The organism is Dietzia sp. NPDC055343 (assembly GCF_053645265.1).
The window spans coordinates 22,648-37,383 of sequence record NZ_JBSHMJ010000033.1; the positions used below are offsets into that span (position 1 = coordinate 22,648).

A 14,736-nucleotide genomic window follows, 5' to 3' on the forward strand; every position below is an offset into this window, starting at 1 on the left:
ACCTGCCTATCTCTTAGAATACGAACGACGATTTGAAATCCGGTACCAGTCGGACATTTATCAGGATCTGTTACCCAGCCAGCTAGCAACCCTAGTTGAACACCTTCACGAGTCCGAACACATAAAGAAGTCGGACATTGCCCGCTTTATTGGTGTTTCGCCGGCTACTCTCCGTAACTATACCGGCCTCTGGCGCCTACTGAAACGCGGCGGTCTTTTTGGCCAGATTGTGGAGCTCATGGACTTAGGTGTGTTTCCCGGGTCAAACCCTTATGCCTGGATCCGGCTCACAGACGAGGGCATAATACGAGTGCTCACCGATCAGTTTGCTAAGGGGCAGGATTTACAGAAATGGTTGGCAGAGACCAAGGCCGCCGCCCGCGCTGGCTCTGTCCACCGGTACCCGATTAAGTTCATCGAATTAGCTACTTCTAGCCTCCCGGTTGAATGTTATAGAGAAGACCAAACCATACGCGCTACAAAAAGAGAACTGGGTCTCCGACGCTCGACCCAGAATGGCACGGGAAAGCGTTCGCAAGAGGCGCGAAAGCATCTAGAGAGTATCGCCACTCGCACCGAAGAACCGGTACTTTTGGCGGCCGCCAAATCCCTAAAGGAGCGGATCCAATGAGTACCCTCGCCGGTTGGTCGGAGGGCGCCTTCTTCGAAGCCCCTGGCCGTGGATCTATTGACGGTGGCACAACATCAGCTGGCGATCTCTGGCACAGCGTCACACCACGCTGGGGACACTCAATGCACACGATGTGCTCGTACTATGGAATGTTTCCCGCAAAGGTGGCTCATTACTTTATTCAGCGATACTCGAAGCCCGGCGACTTAGTCCTTGACCCGTTTAGTGGCCGCGGGACTACCGCCCTTCAGGCACGAGTTGAGGGACGTCGCTCCGTCTGCAACGACCTTAACCCGTTGGCTTACGTCCTCTCTAGAGCAAAAGCAGCGCCGCCGCGCTGGGATAGCTTGATGGGCTTTGTCGACATGCTTGAAAACAACTTCACCAAAGGTTCTACTAGCAGTGACGTGACGCCCGATATTCGAATGCTCTACCACCCCAATACCCTTGAGCAAATTTGTTACATTAGGAATCGTCTGCTGTCCAAGGAGATTACCCAATGGACGCAGAACGAATACATGACCGGTGGTGCGCTGGCCGGTATTATGCATGGTTCCTGGAGGAGAGACGGCAGTAGTCAGTACTTAAGTATTAGTATGCCCAACACTTTCAGCATGTCGCCCACTTACGTGCAGAAGTACATCCGTGAAAATGGGCTGGAGACCATCGATCAGGACGTCTTTGAGTGCCTGAGAGATAAGCTTGCCCGCCTCTACTTAGATGAGCCAATTGGCGAAGATGGTACTGCCTATAATGAAGACGCAGCGGAGCTCCTAACCGGCGGTACTATCCAGCCGGGGTCGGTCGACTTGATCCTGACATCGCCACCGTACCTACAAGTCGTCAACTATGGGCAGTCGAACTGGATCCGGCTATGGCTCTTGGGAGTTGAGGAGGTGGGTCGCGAACGCGGGGCAGGACGAGTAAAGCTCGACTCCCTGCTGGACCACCGCCACACATTCGACTCTTATTGCCAATTCTTGCTTCGAACTTTGCGCGGGGTAGAACGAGCGCTTTCCAGAGATGGCGTGGCGATCCTGGTAATCGGCGATGTGAAGGAGCAGGGGAAGGCCGACGCGATTCCCCTGGCGGCTAAGGTTTGGGAGCAGGTGGGTCACAGTACCGGCCTCCGTCTGTTGGAGTTAATCGAAGACGACCTCCCCGCACACACCAAAGTTAGTCGGATTTGGGGCGAGACAAAGGGCCAAGCAACTAACCGTGACTGTGCTCTTGTCTTGGCGCACAGGGACGGACGGCCGGACTTGGAACAACTGGAAGTCGAATGGGACGAGCCTTGGAAGGATGGCGGGCCTGACGCGGCTCATGAGCGGGTTGCAAGTAACCGAGAACGGCTTAGGTGAGGTACTTTGAGCGCGAGGGGCGCCCTCTCGGCGGTGGATGCGATCTCCGGCCGGAGTTTAGCTGCTGTCTTGCTCAACCCCCCCTCACAGTCTTCGGGGAATCGCACGGTAGGGGCTGTACATTCGGCAAGTCGTGTTTTGGGTTTTCAGACGGTAGAGATAGTTAATTTATGTTCTTTGCCGTCACGGTCGGTAGTGGACCTAGCAGCAACCGTTGCTGATTCGGATTGGGTTAGAGCTCGGCCTGGGCTAGAAAGGACTCTATGTGAATCGGATGGGCTACTACTTGCTTGGGGAGTAAGCGGTTGGGCAGGTAGCCCGCGTTTAGGTTTGGCCTCCCAGATTAACTGGTTCCTGACTACTGCTCAGGCCCACGGCCATCGTTCTTGCTGGATGGTCGGTGGGCGACCCCGGCATCCGTCGCGCTGGCACCAGTACGTTTCCGATAAGCATGGACGTACTCCGGGTGGGTCGCCCGAGAACCGATTGCGATACGTTCTCGAGTCCTGCGATCTTGAGGCCTTTGCTGACCGCCAGCTGACTTGATAGGTAGACGGTCGCCGTGGGTCCTTATGTCTCAGCGGGCAGCGGGCCTATAATGTTCCCGCCAAAATGGCCCCGCGTACGGGTCTAGAGGATAAGTCCGTCATTAGCTTTTGCGGGGCGGTCACGCACGCGCCAGTCCGAGAAAACGTAACCGCGCAACGTAATGACCCGGTTCCGCGGACCTCGCCCCTAGCGCCATGTAGGGGGTGTTAAGGCTGGGGTAATTCCAAAACTTTCTGCAGATCCAGCCTTGGTTCGCACCGCTGTTTGCGGACTTGCCGTTCTAGCGTTTTGGAGATTTCCTCGATTAGCGTGGCAGATAGGGCTTGTCGGTACCGCGAGTCCGGTTAGTTGGTACAGCTGTTCCGGCGACTCGGAACCGCGGTATTGAACCTCCCTGGATCTGTCGGAGGGTTTCGATCTAACAAGGAAGACTGGAACCCATGGCAGCACCACGAAAATTCGACGCTGAGACCCGGGAGCGGGCGGTCCGGATGTATCACGAGCACCTGGCGGATGCGCAGTGCTCCAAGGTCGCCGCTCGCACCCACGTCGGGTCACTGCTGGGCGTGAACCCGGCGACCCTGCGGAACTGGATCGAGGCGGGATCGAGCCCCTCGTCGCCGGAGTCGACCGCCTAGTCCGCGGAGGTCAGGCGACTCAAGCGGGAGAACGCCGAGCTGCGCCGGGCGCATGAGATTCTCAAGACCGCCTCGGCGTTTTTCGCAGCGGCGGAGCTCGACCGCCGACTTACCTGATCGTCGACTACATCGACGTCCACAAGGTGCGATTCGGGGTCGAGCAGATCTGCCGCGTGCTCACCGAGCACGGCATCACGATTTCCCCGAGCACCTATTACTCCCGCTCGGCCGCACCGTCCACAGAGGCCGAGCTGGATGACGCGTACGCCGCCCACGAAGTGTTCTGCCTGTTCCATGATCAGCGCGGCCTGTACGGGGTGCTGAAGCTGTGGCACAGCCTGCGCCGGCGGGGTCGCGACGTCGGACGAGACCGGGTCGCCCGCCTGATGCGCATCTGCGGCATCACCGGCATTGTGCGAGGTAAGCGGCGCACAATAACGACTGAGTCGGATCCCTCGGCGGATCGGCATCCCGATCTGATCGACCGCCAGTGGAACGCCCCGACCCGGCCCGACCAGTGGTGGGTAGCGGACTTTACATATGTATGGACGCTGGCCGGTTTCTGCTACGTCTCATTTGTCGTGGACGTGTACTCCCGCCGCATACTCGGCTGGCGAGCGTCGATGACCAGACGATCCGACCTGGTCCTATCGGCGCTCGAGCAAGCGATCCATACCCGCCGGCGGGGTTCGTTCGAGTTCACCTCAACCGGGCTCGTCCATCACAGCGACGCCGGGACCCAGTACGTCTCCCTGGCCCTGACCGATGCACTCCGCGAGGCCGGGATGCAGGGGTCGATCGGCAGCGTCGGCGATGCTCTCGACAACGCACTCATGGAGTCCACGATCGGGCTGTACAAGACCGAGCTGATCGACTTAGAAATCACACGCAGGTGGACCGGCCGCAACGAGGTCGAACGCGAGACGGCGGACTGGGTGAAGTGGTTCAACGACGAGCGACTGCACTCGGCGACCGACTACCGACCACCCGTCGAATACGAGGAGATGTACCGTTCCAAACAGGCGACCGAACCTCAGGCCGCTTGATTCAGCAAGACCCTCCGACGGAGCCAGTGCGGTTCATATCGACAAGCCCTGTCTGCCAGCCAGCGGTCAGGATCGCGAGTATTGCGCTCGGGGGCCAGTAGTAGCGCCCGCGGGGGCCACCCGCTCCTAGGCTCCTTCCGCTGCGCGTATTAGGCGCGCGGCGGAAGGAGAAATCCATGATGGTACGGAAGATCAGGGCGAGGATCGTATTGCAGATTCGCGCCGAGGGACTGTCAGGCAGTGCGATGGCCGCTTCGCAGAGCATGTCCCGCAAGAGCATCGGGGCGTTGCAGGAGGCAGCCGACGCCACCGAGACGAGTGGGGACGACGTCGCCATGCCACCGATGAGCAGGTGTATGCCCGGGCCGCGGGGAGCACGAAAGCGTGTTCGCCAGCCGGACTGGGAGCAGGTCCACCGGGAGATGGACTGGGTCGGGGTCACGTTGAAGTTGCTGCACGGCGAGTACACCGACCGCTGCGCCACCTCAGGGGCACCGGCGATGGGCTATGACCAGTGATGCAAGACCTACCAGCGGCACGTGCTGGTCACCGGCGCCGCCTCGCGGGTCGGCCACAAGGCCGGCCAGACGGTCGAGGTCGACTGTTTGGGTCCGGCGATGGAGCTGACCGACCCGGCCTGCGGGGCGACGCGGAAGGTACCTGTTCGTGGCGTGCTCGCCATTCAGCCGGTACGCCTTGGCGGTTCTGCGCCTTTCGCGACGCTTCTCCTCCGAGCGGGTCGACGCCGCCTGCGCCCTGGCGCTGACCGGGCCGGTGCGCTCGGCGCCGATCGAGACGTTGCCGTCGCTGAAGACGAAGAACCAGCCAAAATGTGCCGAAGTATGACACCAACTCGCCAAACTCCCAGTACCGACAAGCCCTATCTGCCTTTTTCGATTCCCCGAAGCGGCTATCATCCCAGAATGGCTCACAGTGAAGCGGCCGTTCCAGCAGACCACCAACCTCTCATGTCGCGCGATTAGTACGACAGGTGGCTCCATTCGCTGCCTAAAAATCTTTGCACCTTCTGCGAGTGGAAAAAACACCAGATAGTGCCGATCTCGACAGAACATTGGATCCGGATCCTGAATCGGGCGCCTTATTGGCGGTACCACACCATGTTTGTCCCAAAGAGACACATCGTCGAAATGAGTGAGCTCTCGGTCGTCGAAACAGGTGAGGTCTTCAGAATTTACGAAAGTGCAGTGTCGCTTCTGAAATCATTTCAAAGCGAGCTTCCAGAAACCGACAAAAGTGGCAAGTTCATCTTTTTCTGGCGGTTCCGGAGCGAGCTAGATAATGAACTGTCCGACCAAAGAAAACTAGCTCATTCCCATCTCCATCTTGCACCAGATCGCGAACGAATGTTTGACCCATTGCTGGATGAGACGGCGCATGTAATTGACTACGTCCCACTTCTCAACAAGGCGTCAGACTTGTAGCGAGTAGGTAGAGTCAGAGCAAAGCAGACGCGTGCTCTATATGAGTGTGGAAGAACTCAACAGGAGAACTCCGCCTGCGCGAAAAAGGCGAAACGACGAACTTCAACCCCAACCTGATTCTATAGTCATCAAGCGTGAACGGCGTGGTCAACCTGCTACCTCCTCCAAACTAAGTTCTATCTCATCTTGCGAGCTACTTCGCTCGACTTCGTCGCAGTGCCCCCAGTCGGATTCGAACCGACACTGTGACGGTTTTAAGCCGTCTGCCTCTGCCAATTGGGCTATGGGGGCTAGTCGGCCCCGCCGGAGCGGGGCCGGGTGGCGCGCGAGCCGTCGGGCCCGGCTTAGGTGGCTAAGCGGGTCAGCACAGACATCGCAATGCCGTCCAGGATGTCCTTCTCACTCACCGTCAGTTCGGACAACCCTGCGCGCTCTGCCATCACATCACACAGCGCCTGGACCACGATCGCTCCCCCGCCGATCACGTCTGCGCGGCCCGGGTGCATCGGCCCCAGACCGCGACGCTCGGTGACCGATGACGCCACAAGGCGGTCGCACACCTCGCGCATCCGCTCCAGCGAGATGACGCTGCCGTGGATCCGCTCCGGGTCGTACTCCCCCAGGTTCTGCGCCAGCGCACTCATCGTGGTGAACGTGCCCGCCACGCCAACCCAGCGGGCGGCGCGGCCCACCGGGACATCGCCGGCCTCGGCGAGTGCCCCGACGATCACCGCGCGAGCCTCGGCGATCTCGTCGGCCGTGGGCGGGTCCGAGTGCAGCACCCGCTCGGTGATCCGCACGCACCCGATGTCAAGGCTGCGGGCGCCCAGCAACCGCACCTCGCCGCGGCCGAGCTCGCCCACCACGATCTCCGTGGACCCGCCGCCGAGGTCGGTCACCACGAACGGGCCGTCGGCCGGCGAGAGATCCGAAACGCCGCCGGCGAAAGTCAGCTCGGCCTCGGTCTGCCCCGAGATCACCCCGGCCTGCGCGCCCGGGAAGTGCCGACCAAGCACCTCGGCGGTCATGCCGAAAAACTCGTCCTTGTTGCGGGCATCGCGGGTGGCGGAAGTAGCGACCATCCGCACCGACTGCACACCCAGCTCAGCCATCGTGGCGGTGTAGTCCTTCAGAGCGGTACGACACCGGGAGAGGGCACCGTCCGAGAGCCGCCCGGTCGCGTCGACCCCCTCGCCGAGGCGGATGATTCGCATCTCGCGCGTGACGTGCACCAACCCGCCCTCGCCGGGGACGCCCTCGGCGACGAGCAGGCGGACCGAGTTGGTGCCGCAGTCGACCGCACCGACGCGCACGGCCGCAGCAGCTGCGGTCACTGCGCGTCCATGGCGAGGTAGTCGAGCACGCCCAGCTCCTCGGGAGTCGGCCAGTCGGAAGGCAGCGCTGTGCCGCGCAGCCCGGCCTCGCAGGCCAGCGCCACCGACTCGTCGCCCAGCCACACCACGCCCGGCCCCTCGGCCAACGCATATGCCATGAGCACGTGCAGGCACTTGACGCGCTCGGGCATGCCGCCGCCGCTGAAGTCCGTGCCGAGGTCCTCGATCGCGTTCCGCTTCTCCAGGTACCGCTCATGCGCCTGCAGATAGTTGGCGGCCATCTCGGGGTCGGTCGAGAGCCTCGTCGTCATCCCCCTCATGATCCCCGCGGATTCCTGGCGGCTCGCCTCGGCGGTGAGCCGCGGATCGGTGAGGTAGTACAGCGTGGGGAACGGGGTGCCGTCCTCGAGCCGCGGCGCGGTCTTGACCACGCCGGGTCGCCCGTCGGGGCTGCGGTAGGACACCTCCAGCAGCGGCCGCTGCTTGCAGACCGGCGAACCTGCACGTCTGGGCCCGTAGTTCCCGCGCAGTTTCGCTCGAGCGAACGTGCACGGTGCACAGCATTCCGATGAGCGGTGATCCGCGCCGGGTTGCGAACCGACACGACGGTGGAGAGCACGGACCTCAGCAATTGCGGTGCGCGAAAAGCTATCCCCTTAGCAGCCTGTCGATGACGCTGTCATCGACGCCGATCACCGGAGCTCCGCCGGAAATCGCCTGCGAGCGGATTTCGAGTGATAGCTGCTTTGGGATGACCGAAGGGTCGCCCAGTGCAATTCCTTCGAGAGTTGCTAAGTGTGTTACTGGGAAGCGCGTCCGATATCGAACCTTTCCCGCAGCGATCTCGTCAGGCCAAAACGGGCTCTGTGCGACAGTTATCGGACCAGTCCGCTTGGCGATAGTCAAAGACATCGTCTTCTTGAACCACTCCGAGGGCGGCCTCCGCGGGCCGCCCGGCTTAATCAGCGATGAGATGAATACATAGTCGAACTTCTTCGGCGATGCGGCGAGCTCGGTCGGCAGACCCCACGTATTCCTTTCCATCCCATACGTTAGGTTCCGGTACTCAGCCTCCGAAAGATATGTCAGGAGCACTCGTTTCACGCGGCTACTCACCCGCCAAATGGATGAGTTGGTCGAACAAGGCCTGTGTTTCGGAGTCAGTCGAATACAAATACGTCCCGCGCATCCCCCGAGTTAGTAAGACCTTGTACGTGTTTTTGATCGCGCGCTCAAACTCCGGAAGCGGCGCGTTCCGGACTTGGTTATCCCGGCTGTGTTCGGGCCGCGCAACCCATCCTCCGTCTCGCCAGACGAGATCGGGACCGAAGATCACGCCGGAGTAGTCGTACTCGAACCCCTGGGCCGTATAAATACACCCCACCTGACCGAAACCCGCGGGGTCGGTGGCCCAGTAGGGACGGCCTGGCGCATCTCCATGCTTCGAATCCTTCGGGTTATTCCAGGGACGAGCCCAGTCCCCGATTTTCACATCTGGGTAGAGGAAATCGGCCTTGGGTTTCTGGTCCCACTTCCAGCAATATCCCGCCGAAATCCGAGATGAGTACCCGTCGCCGATCAGCGTGCTGAGAGCCGCCTCCAGTTCGGACGGGCTCTCCACCGTCTCTAGAACGAAGCCGTCGTCACCGGTCCACTCAATGGGGCCGCTCCCTTCCAGCCCGAGAAGGTTCAGTACCCAGGACTCGTACAGCCTGCTCCCACCGCAACGGAACTGCCCGTCCAGATCCACCTTCACGACTTCGCAGCCCATCCGGTCTGCTGCGCCCTGGATCTCTGAGACAGTGCCCCTTTCCCCCGGCCGGACCACCTGGTACTCATCAAGTAAGAAGACCGGTACTCGCGCGACGTCAATGAGCTCCTCGACCTGTGGACGCCCGGTCCGCTTTGCCGCCGGCGTATACCGGTTAGTCGAAGTCTCCTTCACGCGGTGCGCCTCATCGTTAATGAGGACGTCCAACGAGTTCTTCTCAGCATCGATGAACTGGTTGTAGTACGTGAACAACTTTCGTACCTTCGGAGCTCGCGCAGCCGCGACCTTGCGGAGAGTATTGGTGAAGGCCGAGGAACCGGTGGCATGCATTACGGTGCGTCCGCGGCGCGCGAGCTCACCCATGAGGCTCAAAGCGATGACGGACTTACCAGATCCCGGCCCGCCCGTGATGATGACGACCTGCTTCGTGTTAGCGCCGTACGCCCTGTCGACTGCCCGCATGACGAGCGAGTAGGCGACTTGCTGCTCATCCAGCAAGGTGAACTGCTCTCGCCGTTGCACCTCGTCCGCCGCGACCGCGAGCAACTGCTTACTCGGCTTTGTGGACGAGTTCATCAGCGCATCCGCAGCATCTGCGCCCGATATCGGAGCGAGACGCGACGTGAGGAACTTCAGGAACTCTTGACGTCTACTCGAGGTGAACAATTGGCCGTGTTGAGAGGACTCCATCAAAAACAGCCCGGCGACCGCCTCATCGACGGCGTTGTGGAGGTACGCCGCGCCGGCAAGCTTGTCTCCCTCGCCATTCAGCATCCCTACCATGTCGGCGATGTACTCGCAGTACGCGCGCACCTGCTCGACCGGATGAAGTCGCGGCTGCTTGAACGACTCGCTGAAAACCACATCGTCGGTTCCCTCGACCGGAATCGCCGTATTCCACTGCTTGAGTTCCACGACCACGTATGACTCTTCACCTGTACGCGGGTGCACGCCGCAAAGGACTACGTCGGCGCGCTTGCTATTCAGAGGGAGCCGATACTCGAGGAGCATCTCGACCGCATCGAGGCCGGCATCTTTCAGATCGCCGACCAGCACACGGAGGCTCAAATCCCAGGACTTCACCTCAGACGGACTCGGGTGGTACCCCATGCGATGCACAAACTGATCAACGAGATGCTCGGTAAGCGCACCCGCTTCGATCAACGATGCGGCTGCAGCAACAGAGCGACGGACGAGCGGCACTGAAGAGACTCCCAGGGCATAGCAGAACTGCCCGGTCGGGTGGGAGTCTCGTCCCCTTAGGGACTCGCGCTGTCATACCGAACGGATTACTCGTCCATCCTACCGATAGGCCCGTAAACACCCAGTACGAATCGTCTGTTCTGAATTGAACGACGGTGAATCGAGTGCCCCCAGTCGGACTCGAACCGACACTGAAACGGTTTTAAGCCGTTTGCCTCTGCCAATTGGGCTATGGGGGCTTGCCGACCCCGCCGGAGCGGGACTGGGTGGCGCGGTTAGCGCCGGGTCGGGCTAGCTGGCCAGGCGGGTCAACACCGACATCGCGATGCCGTCCAGGATGTCCTTCTCACTCACCGTGAGCTCGGACAAACCAGCGCGCTCAGACATCAGATCACACAGCGCCTGCACCACGATCGCTCCCCCACCGATCACGTCCGCGCGGCCCGGGTGCATCGGCCCCAGGCTGCGGCGCTCGGCCACCGACGAGGCCACCAGGCGGTCGCAGACCTCGCACATCCGCTCCAGCGCGATGACGCTGCCGTGGATCCGCTCCGGGTTGTACTCCCCCAGGTTCTGCGCCAGCGCGCTCATCGTGGTGAACGTGCCCGCCACCCCCACCCAGCGGGCGGCACGGCCAACCGGCACGTCGCCGGCCTCCGCCAGGGCCTGAGCGACCACCGCGCGGGCCTCGGCGACCTCGTCGACCGTGGGCGGGTCCGAGTGGAGTACCCGCTCGGTGATCCGCACACACCCGATGTCCAGGCTGCGCGCGCCCAGCAGGCGCACCTCGCCGCGGTCGATCTCGCCCACCACGATCTCCGTGGACCCGCCGCCGAGGTCGGTCACCACGAACGGGCCGTCCTCCGGCCGCAGGTCCGACACACCGCCGGCAAAGGTCAGCTCGGCCTCGGTCTGCCCGGAGATCACCTCGGCGGCCGCGCCCGGGAAGTGCGCGCCCAGCACGTCGGCGGTCATGGCGAAGAACTCGGCCTTGTTGGCGGCGTCGCGGGTCGCGGAGGTGGCCACCATGCGCACGGACTGCACGCCGAGATCGGCCATGGTCGCCACGTAGTCGGTCAGCGCGATGCGGGCGCGGGCGATCGCGCCCTCGGAGATGCGCCCGGTGGCGTCTACGCCCTCGCCCAGCCGGATGATCCGCATCTCCCGCGTCACGTCGGTCAGCCCGGGCCGGCCGGGCACGCCCTCGGCCACCAGCAGTCGGATGGAGTTGGTGCCACAGTCCACAGCACCCACGCGCACGGGGGCGGCGCCGGCGGGGTCAGGAGAGGTCACGCCCGGTCCTCGTCGCGGTAGTCGGGGATACCCAACTCCTCGGGGGTCGGCCATTCGCCTGGCAGGGCGATGCCGCGCAGCCCGGCCTCGCAGGCCAGCGCCACCGACTCGTCCCCGAGCCGCACCACGCCCGGCCCCTCGGCCAGCGCGTACGCCATGAGCACGTGCAGGCACTTGACCCGCTCGGGCATGCCGCCGCCGGAGAAATCGGTGCCCAGGTCCTCGATCGCGTTGCGCTTGGCCAGGTACCGCTCGTGCGCGGCTTGGTAATTCGCCGCCAGGTCCGGCTCGGTGGCCAGGCGCGCCTGCATCCCGCGCATGATCCCCGCCGACTCCTGCCGACTCGCCTCTGCCGTGAGCCGCGGATCGGTGAGGTAGTACAGCGTGGGGAACGGGGTGCCGTCCTCGAGCCGCGGGGCGGTCTTGACCACGCCGGGCCGCCCGTCCGGGCTGCGGTAGGACACCTCCAGCACGCCACGCGGCGGCCGGCCGAGCTGGGCGGCGATGGCGTCGAGATCGTCCTGGGAAACGCTTGGGTCAGCGCTCACGCTGGGGTCCTCCTGTGCGAAGTTACGGAGCCGGTTCGGCGCCGGGATCGGCCGCGCCGGACTGGTCGGGGTTCTGCTCGGCGGGGTCGGTGACGCCGCCCGGATCCGGCATCACGGGGACGGGCGGGGTGTCGGGACCGCCCGGGATCGACGTGCCGTCGAGGATCGACTCCTCCGGCATGACCGGATCGGCAGGCACGGAGATCGAGTTCCACACTCGCGTCTGCCACGGCAACGCCGCGATCTCCGCCGCCCGCTGCTCGGCCGCCGCCTGCTCCACCGGGTCCACCGTGCTCACCCGGTACGGGGTCTCCCCCGGCTTGACGGCGCCGAACCGGATGCGGGCCTGCTGCTCGATGAACGCCGGGTCGGACAGCATCTCCTGCTCGGCCTCGAGCTGGGCGATGGTCCGCTCGAGCGCGGCGCGCTCCTGCGCCACCGCCTTCTCATCGCGGAGGAACTGGTAGTGGTTCCGGAGCGGGAAGGAGACGGTGACGAGCAGGATGAGGGCGACGACGGCGAGGAGTCCGATCCGCCGGGGCGTGTAGTTCTTCGGCCCCAGGACCGTCTCGGACAGATCCGTCCGGGTGGTCAACCGATGGGCCTCCGGATGCGCGGTGGTGCCGACCCGGCCGGACCTGGCGGATGCCGGCGCGGGCCGATCCCGTTCGCGCGAGGGCGTACGCCGCTGCGGCACGCCTCGGCGGCTGCGGTCGGCCCCCGAGCCGGAGCCGGCCCCGCTGTCGCTGGCTGTGCTGCCGCCCGACCCGGTGGTGCGATCTGCGCCACGGCGGTCCGTAGTCCGACGGTCAGTGCCACGGCCGTCGGGACTGCGGCGGTCGGAACTGCGGCGCCGGAGAGGACCCGACGCCTCCCCGGGCCGCCGGGACGACGCGCGTTCGCGTCCGTCACCCCGGCGGTCCGAGGGGCGCGGTGGGCGGGCCATCAGCCCTCCTCTCGACTACCTGTCCGTCTCGCCGTGACGTCTACCGTCAGGCCTTACTGCGTTGCTTGCTCAGGCCGTGAAGCGCGGGAAGGCACCGGCGCCGGCGTAACGGGCCGCGTCCCCGAGCATCTCCTCGATGCGCAGGAGCTGGTTGTACTTGGCCACGCGCTCGGACCGGGCCGGGGCGCCGGTCTTGATCTGGCCACAGTTGCAGGCCACCGCCAGGTCGGCGATGGTCGTGTCCTCGGTCTCGCCCGAGCGGTGGCTCATCATGGTGGCGTAGCGGTTGCGGTGGGCCAGGTCCACGGCGTCCAGGGTCTCGGTGAGCGTGCCGATCTGGTTGACCTTGACCAACAGTGCGTTGGCCAGGCCCTTCTCGATGCCGTCGGCCAGGCGCTGCGGGTTGGTGACGAACAGGTCGTCGCCCACCAGCTGGACCTTGTCGCCGATCATCTCGGTGAGGGTCTTCCAGCCGTCCCAGTCGTCCTCGTCGAGCGGGTCCTCGATCGAGACCAGGGCGTACTCGGAGACGAGTCCGGCGTAGACGTCGGCCATCTCGGCGGCGGAGAGCTGCTTGCCCTCGAAGTGGTACTTGCCGTCGGAGTAGAACTCGGTGGCGGCAACGTCCAGCGCCAGCGCCACGTCGGTGCCAAGCTCGTAGCCAGCCTTCTTGATGGCCTCGACGATCAGGTCGAGGGCGGCCTTGGTGGAATCGACCGACGGCGCGAACCCGCCTTCGTCGCCCAGGCCGGTGGACAGGCCCTTGTCCTTGAGGACGGCCTTGAGCTGGTGGTACACCTCGGTGCCCATGCGCAGCGCCTCACGGAAGGTCGGCGCGCCGATGGGGGCGATCATGAACTCCTGCACGTCGACGCCCGAGTCAGCGTGGGCACCACCGTTGAGGATGTTCATCATCGGCACGGGCAGGACGTGCGCGTTGGAACCGCCGATGAAGCGGTACAGCTCCAGGTTGGCGGACTCGGCGGCGGCGCGGGCCACGGCCAGCGAGACGCCGAGCACGGCGTTGGCGCCGACCTGGGCCTTGTTCGGCGTACCGTCCGCATCCAGCAGGGCCTCGTCGACCAGCCGCTGATCCTCCGCCGGGATCCCGATGACGGCCGGCGCGAGCACGTCCAGGACGGCCTCCACGGCCTTGGTCACGCCCTTGCCGAGGTAGCGCTCGTCGTCGTCGCGCAGCTCCACGGCCTCGTGCGCACCGGTCGACGCGCCGGACGGCACGGCGGCGCGGCCGAACGAGCCGTCGTCCAGAAGCACCTCCACCTCGACGGTGGGGTTGCCTCGCGAATCGAGGATCTCCCGGGCTCCGACCTGCTCGATAAGCGCCATCTGTACTCCTTGGGAAGACTTGGGTAACGGCCTTGTGGGCTGGCACCACGCTCCGGCGGCGGTACCAGCGGCCATTGTTCCACGTCGCCCCGCCGGTCGCGCCGAGGCTGCGCCGGGGCGGGCCTCGACCCTCTCGCCCACCCCTTTCCCTTGCGCGCCCGGGGCCCCGCCCCACGCCCCTCCGAATTGCGCGCCCTCTCTGCGCATTTCTGGCCCACTTACGAGCCCGGACTGCTGCATTCCGGGCGCGTCGGTCCGCAGATAGACGTCGAGATCTCTCGACGATGGAGGTTCCTACGCCATCCATCCGAAAGACCTCGACGTGTCCGACGCTACCCCGCCGGCCGGCTTCGGCCGCCCTGACCTGACCGCCTTCGCGTCTTATCCCAATCGACTCTGATCGGGTCTGCTGATCCTCTCGACGAGAACGCAGCGACATCACAGCCACCCAACCTCGACCGTCCGGGAAGCCGGGACACGTCACATGGCCTGTGCTGCGGGCGTGTCGAGTGGGTCGTCCAGGGGCGACGCACGTCCAGGGGCGACGCAGGAGCGTCGACGCGACGTGCTGAGAGGTGGTTCCAGTCGAGCACTAGCACACCGGCTACAGGCATGGCGATAGGTCAG

Annotated in this window: 12 protein-coding genes, 2 tRNA genes, 1 pseudogene and 1 other annotated feature; of the genes and pseudogenes, 5 read left to right on the plus strand and 10 right to left on the minus strand. The window is 64.0% G+C overall.

Going from position 1 to position 14,736, the window contains the following annotated elements; genetic code table 11:
* Positions 1–627: 627 nt before the first annotated feature.
* The 5 genes and pseudogenes from ACWIE7_RS14545 (at position 628) to ACWIE7_RS14565 (ending at position 5,667) form a co-directional block, all read left to right on the plus strand.
* Positions 628–1,992 (plus strand): DNA methyltransferase, encoded by a 1,365-nt coding sequence (locus ACWIE7_RS14545; RefSeq protein WP_454069672.1) that lies wholly within the window; start codon positions 628–630, stop codon positions 1,990–1,992.
* Between the two features lie 989 nt (positions 1,993–2,981).
* Positions 2,982–4,225, plus strand: a pseudogene (locus ACWIE7_RS14550) (IS3 family transposase).
* Positions 3,254–3,385 (plus strand) — a sequence feature (AL1L pseudoknot). (Overlaps the previous pseudogene by 132 nt.)
* A 176-nt stretch (positions 4,226–4,401) precedes the next feature.
* Positions 4,402–4,743 (plus strand): hypothetical protein, encoded by a 342-nt coding sequence (locus ACWIE7_RS14555; protein ID WP_454069674.1) that lies wholly within the window; start codon positions 4,402–4,404, stop codon positions 4,741–4,743.
* A 148-nt stretch (positions 4,744–4,891) separates the two neighbouring features.
* Positions 4,892–5,071 carry a hypothetical protein gene (locus ACWIE7_RS14560; protein ID WP_454069676.1) on the plus strand — a complete coding sequence of 60 codons (180 nt, stop codon included), beginning with the start codon at positions 4,892–4,894 and terminating at the stop codon, positions 5,069–5,071.
* A gap of 302 nt (positions 5,072–5,373) precedes the next feature.
* Positions 5,374–5,667: a hypothetical protein gene (locus ACWIE7_RS14565; RefSeq protein ID WP_454069677.1), complete on the plus strand. Its 294-nt coding sequence runs from the start codon at positions 5,374–5,376 to the stop codon at positions 5,665–5,667.
* Positions 5,668–5,884: 217 nt separating this feature from the next.
* On the opposite strand, the gene ACWIE7_RS14570 is transcribed toward ACWIE7_RS14565, so the two are convergent.
* From ACWIE7_RS14570 to eno, 10 genes are all read right to left on the minus strand, one after another.
* Positions 5,885–5,958 (minus strand) — tRNA-Leu (locus ACWIE7_RS14570).
* Between the two features lie 53 nt (positions 5,959–6,011).
* Positions 6,012–7,001, minus strand: coding sequence for a Ppx/GppA phosphatase family protein (locus ACWIE7_RS14575; protein ID WP_454069679.1), 990 nt, complete (start codon positions 6,999–7,001; stop codon positions 6,012–6,014).
* Positions 6,998–7,531: a DUF501 domain-containing protein gene (locus ACWIE7_RS14580; RefSeq protein ID WP_454069693.1), complete on the minus strand. Its 534-nt coding sequence runs from the start codon at positions 7,529–7,531 to the stop codon at positions 6,998–7,000. The genes ACWIE7_RS14575 and ACWIE7_RS14580 overlap by 4 nt, the downstream gene beginning before the upstream one ends.
* 118 nt (positions 7,532–7,649) lie before the next feature.
* Positions 7,650–8,105, minus strand: coding sequence for a hypothetical protein (locus ACWIE7_RS14585; RefSeq protein WP_454069680.1), 456 nt, complete (start codon positions 8,103–8,105; stop codon positions 7,650–7,652).
* Between the two features lie 4 nt (positions 8,106–8,109).
* Positions 8,110–9,975, minus strand: a complete 1,866-nt coding sequence (locus ACWIE7_RS14590; protein WP_454069681.1) for a DNA/RNA helicase domain-containing protein — start codon at positions 9,973–9,975, stop codon at positions 8,110–8,112.
* Between the two features lie 165 nt (positions 9,976–10,140).
* Positions 10,141–10,214 (minus strand) — tRNA-Leu (locus ACWIE7_RS14595).
* A 52-nt stretch (positions 10,215–10,266) separates the two neighbouring features.
* The gene (locus tag ACWIE7_RS14600; protein WP_454069683.1) at positions 10,267–11,268 is read right to left on the minus strand and encodes a Ppx/GppA phosphatase family protein; all 1,002 of its coding nucleotides are present in this window, start codon (positions 11,266–11,268) and stop codon (positions 10,267–10,269) included.
* Entirely contained in the window at positions 11,265–11,816 is a 552-nt protein-coding gene (locus tag ACWIE7_RS14605) for a DUF501 domain-containing protein (RefSeq protein WP_454069685.1), read from the minus strand. The genes ACWIE7_RS14600 and ACWIE7_RS14605 overlap by 4 nt, the downstream gene beginning before the upstream one ends.
* A gap of 22 nt (positions 11,817–11,838) precedes the next feature.
* A complete protein-coding gene (locus ACWIE7_RS14610; protein ID WP_454069687.1) occupies positions 11,839–12,411 on the minus strand; it encodes an FtsB family cell division protein in 573 nt (190 codons plus the stop codon).
* Positions 12,412–12,831: 420 nt separating this feature from the next.
* Positions 12,832–14,109 (minus strand): phosphopyruvate hydratase, encoded by a 1,278-nt coding sequence (gene eno / locus ACWIE7_RS14615; RefSeq protein ID WP_454069689.1) that lies wholly within the window; start codon positions 14,107–14,109, stop codon positions 12,832–12,834.
* Between the last annotated feature and the right edge of the window lie 627 nt (positions 14,110–14,736).

Bases quoted from the DNA above. Each gene is read 5' to 3' on its own strand.
- ACWIE7_RS14565 (WP_454069677.1), top strand. From the start codon at position 5,374: ATGAGTGAGCTCTCGGTCGTCGAAACAGGTGAGGTCTTCAGAATTTAC.
- ACWIE7_RS14545 (WP_454069672.1), top strand. From the start codon at position 628: ATGAGTACCCTCGCCGGTTGGTCGGAGGGCGCCTTCTTCGAAGCCCCT.
- eno (WP_454069689.1), bottom strand. From the start codon at position 14,109: ATGGCGCTTATCGAGCAGGTCGGAGCCCGGGAGATCCTCGATTCGCGA.
- ACWIE7_RS14555 (WP_454069674.1), top strand. From the start codon at position 4,402: ATGATGGTACGGAAGATCAGGGCGAGGATCGTATTGCAGATTCGCGCC.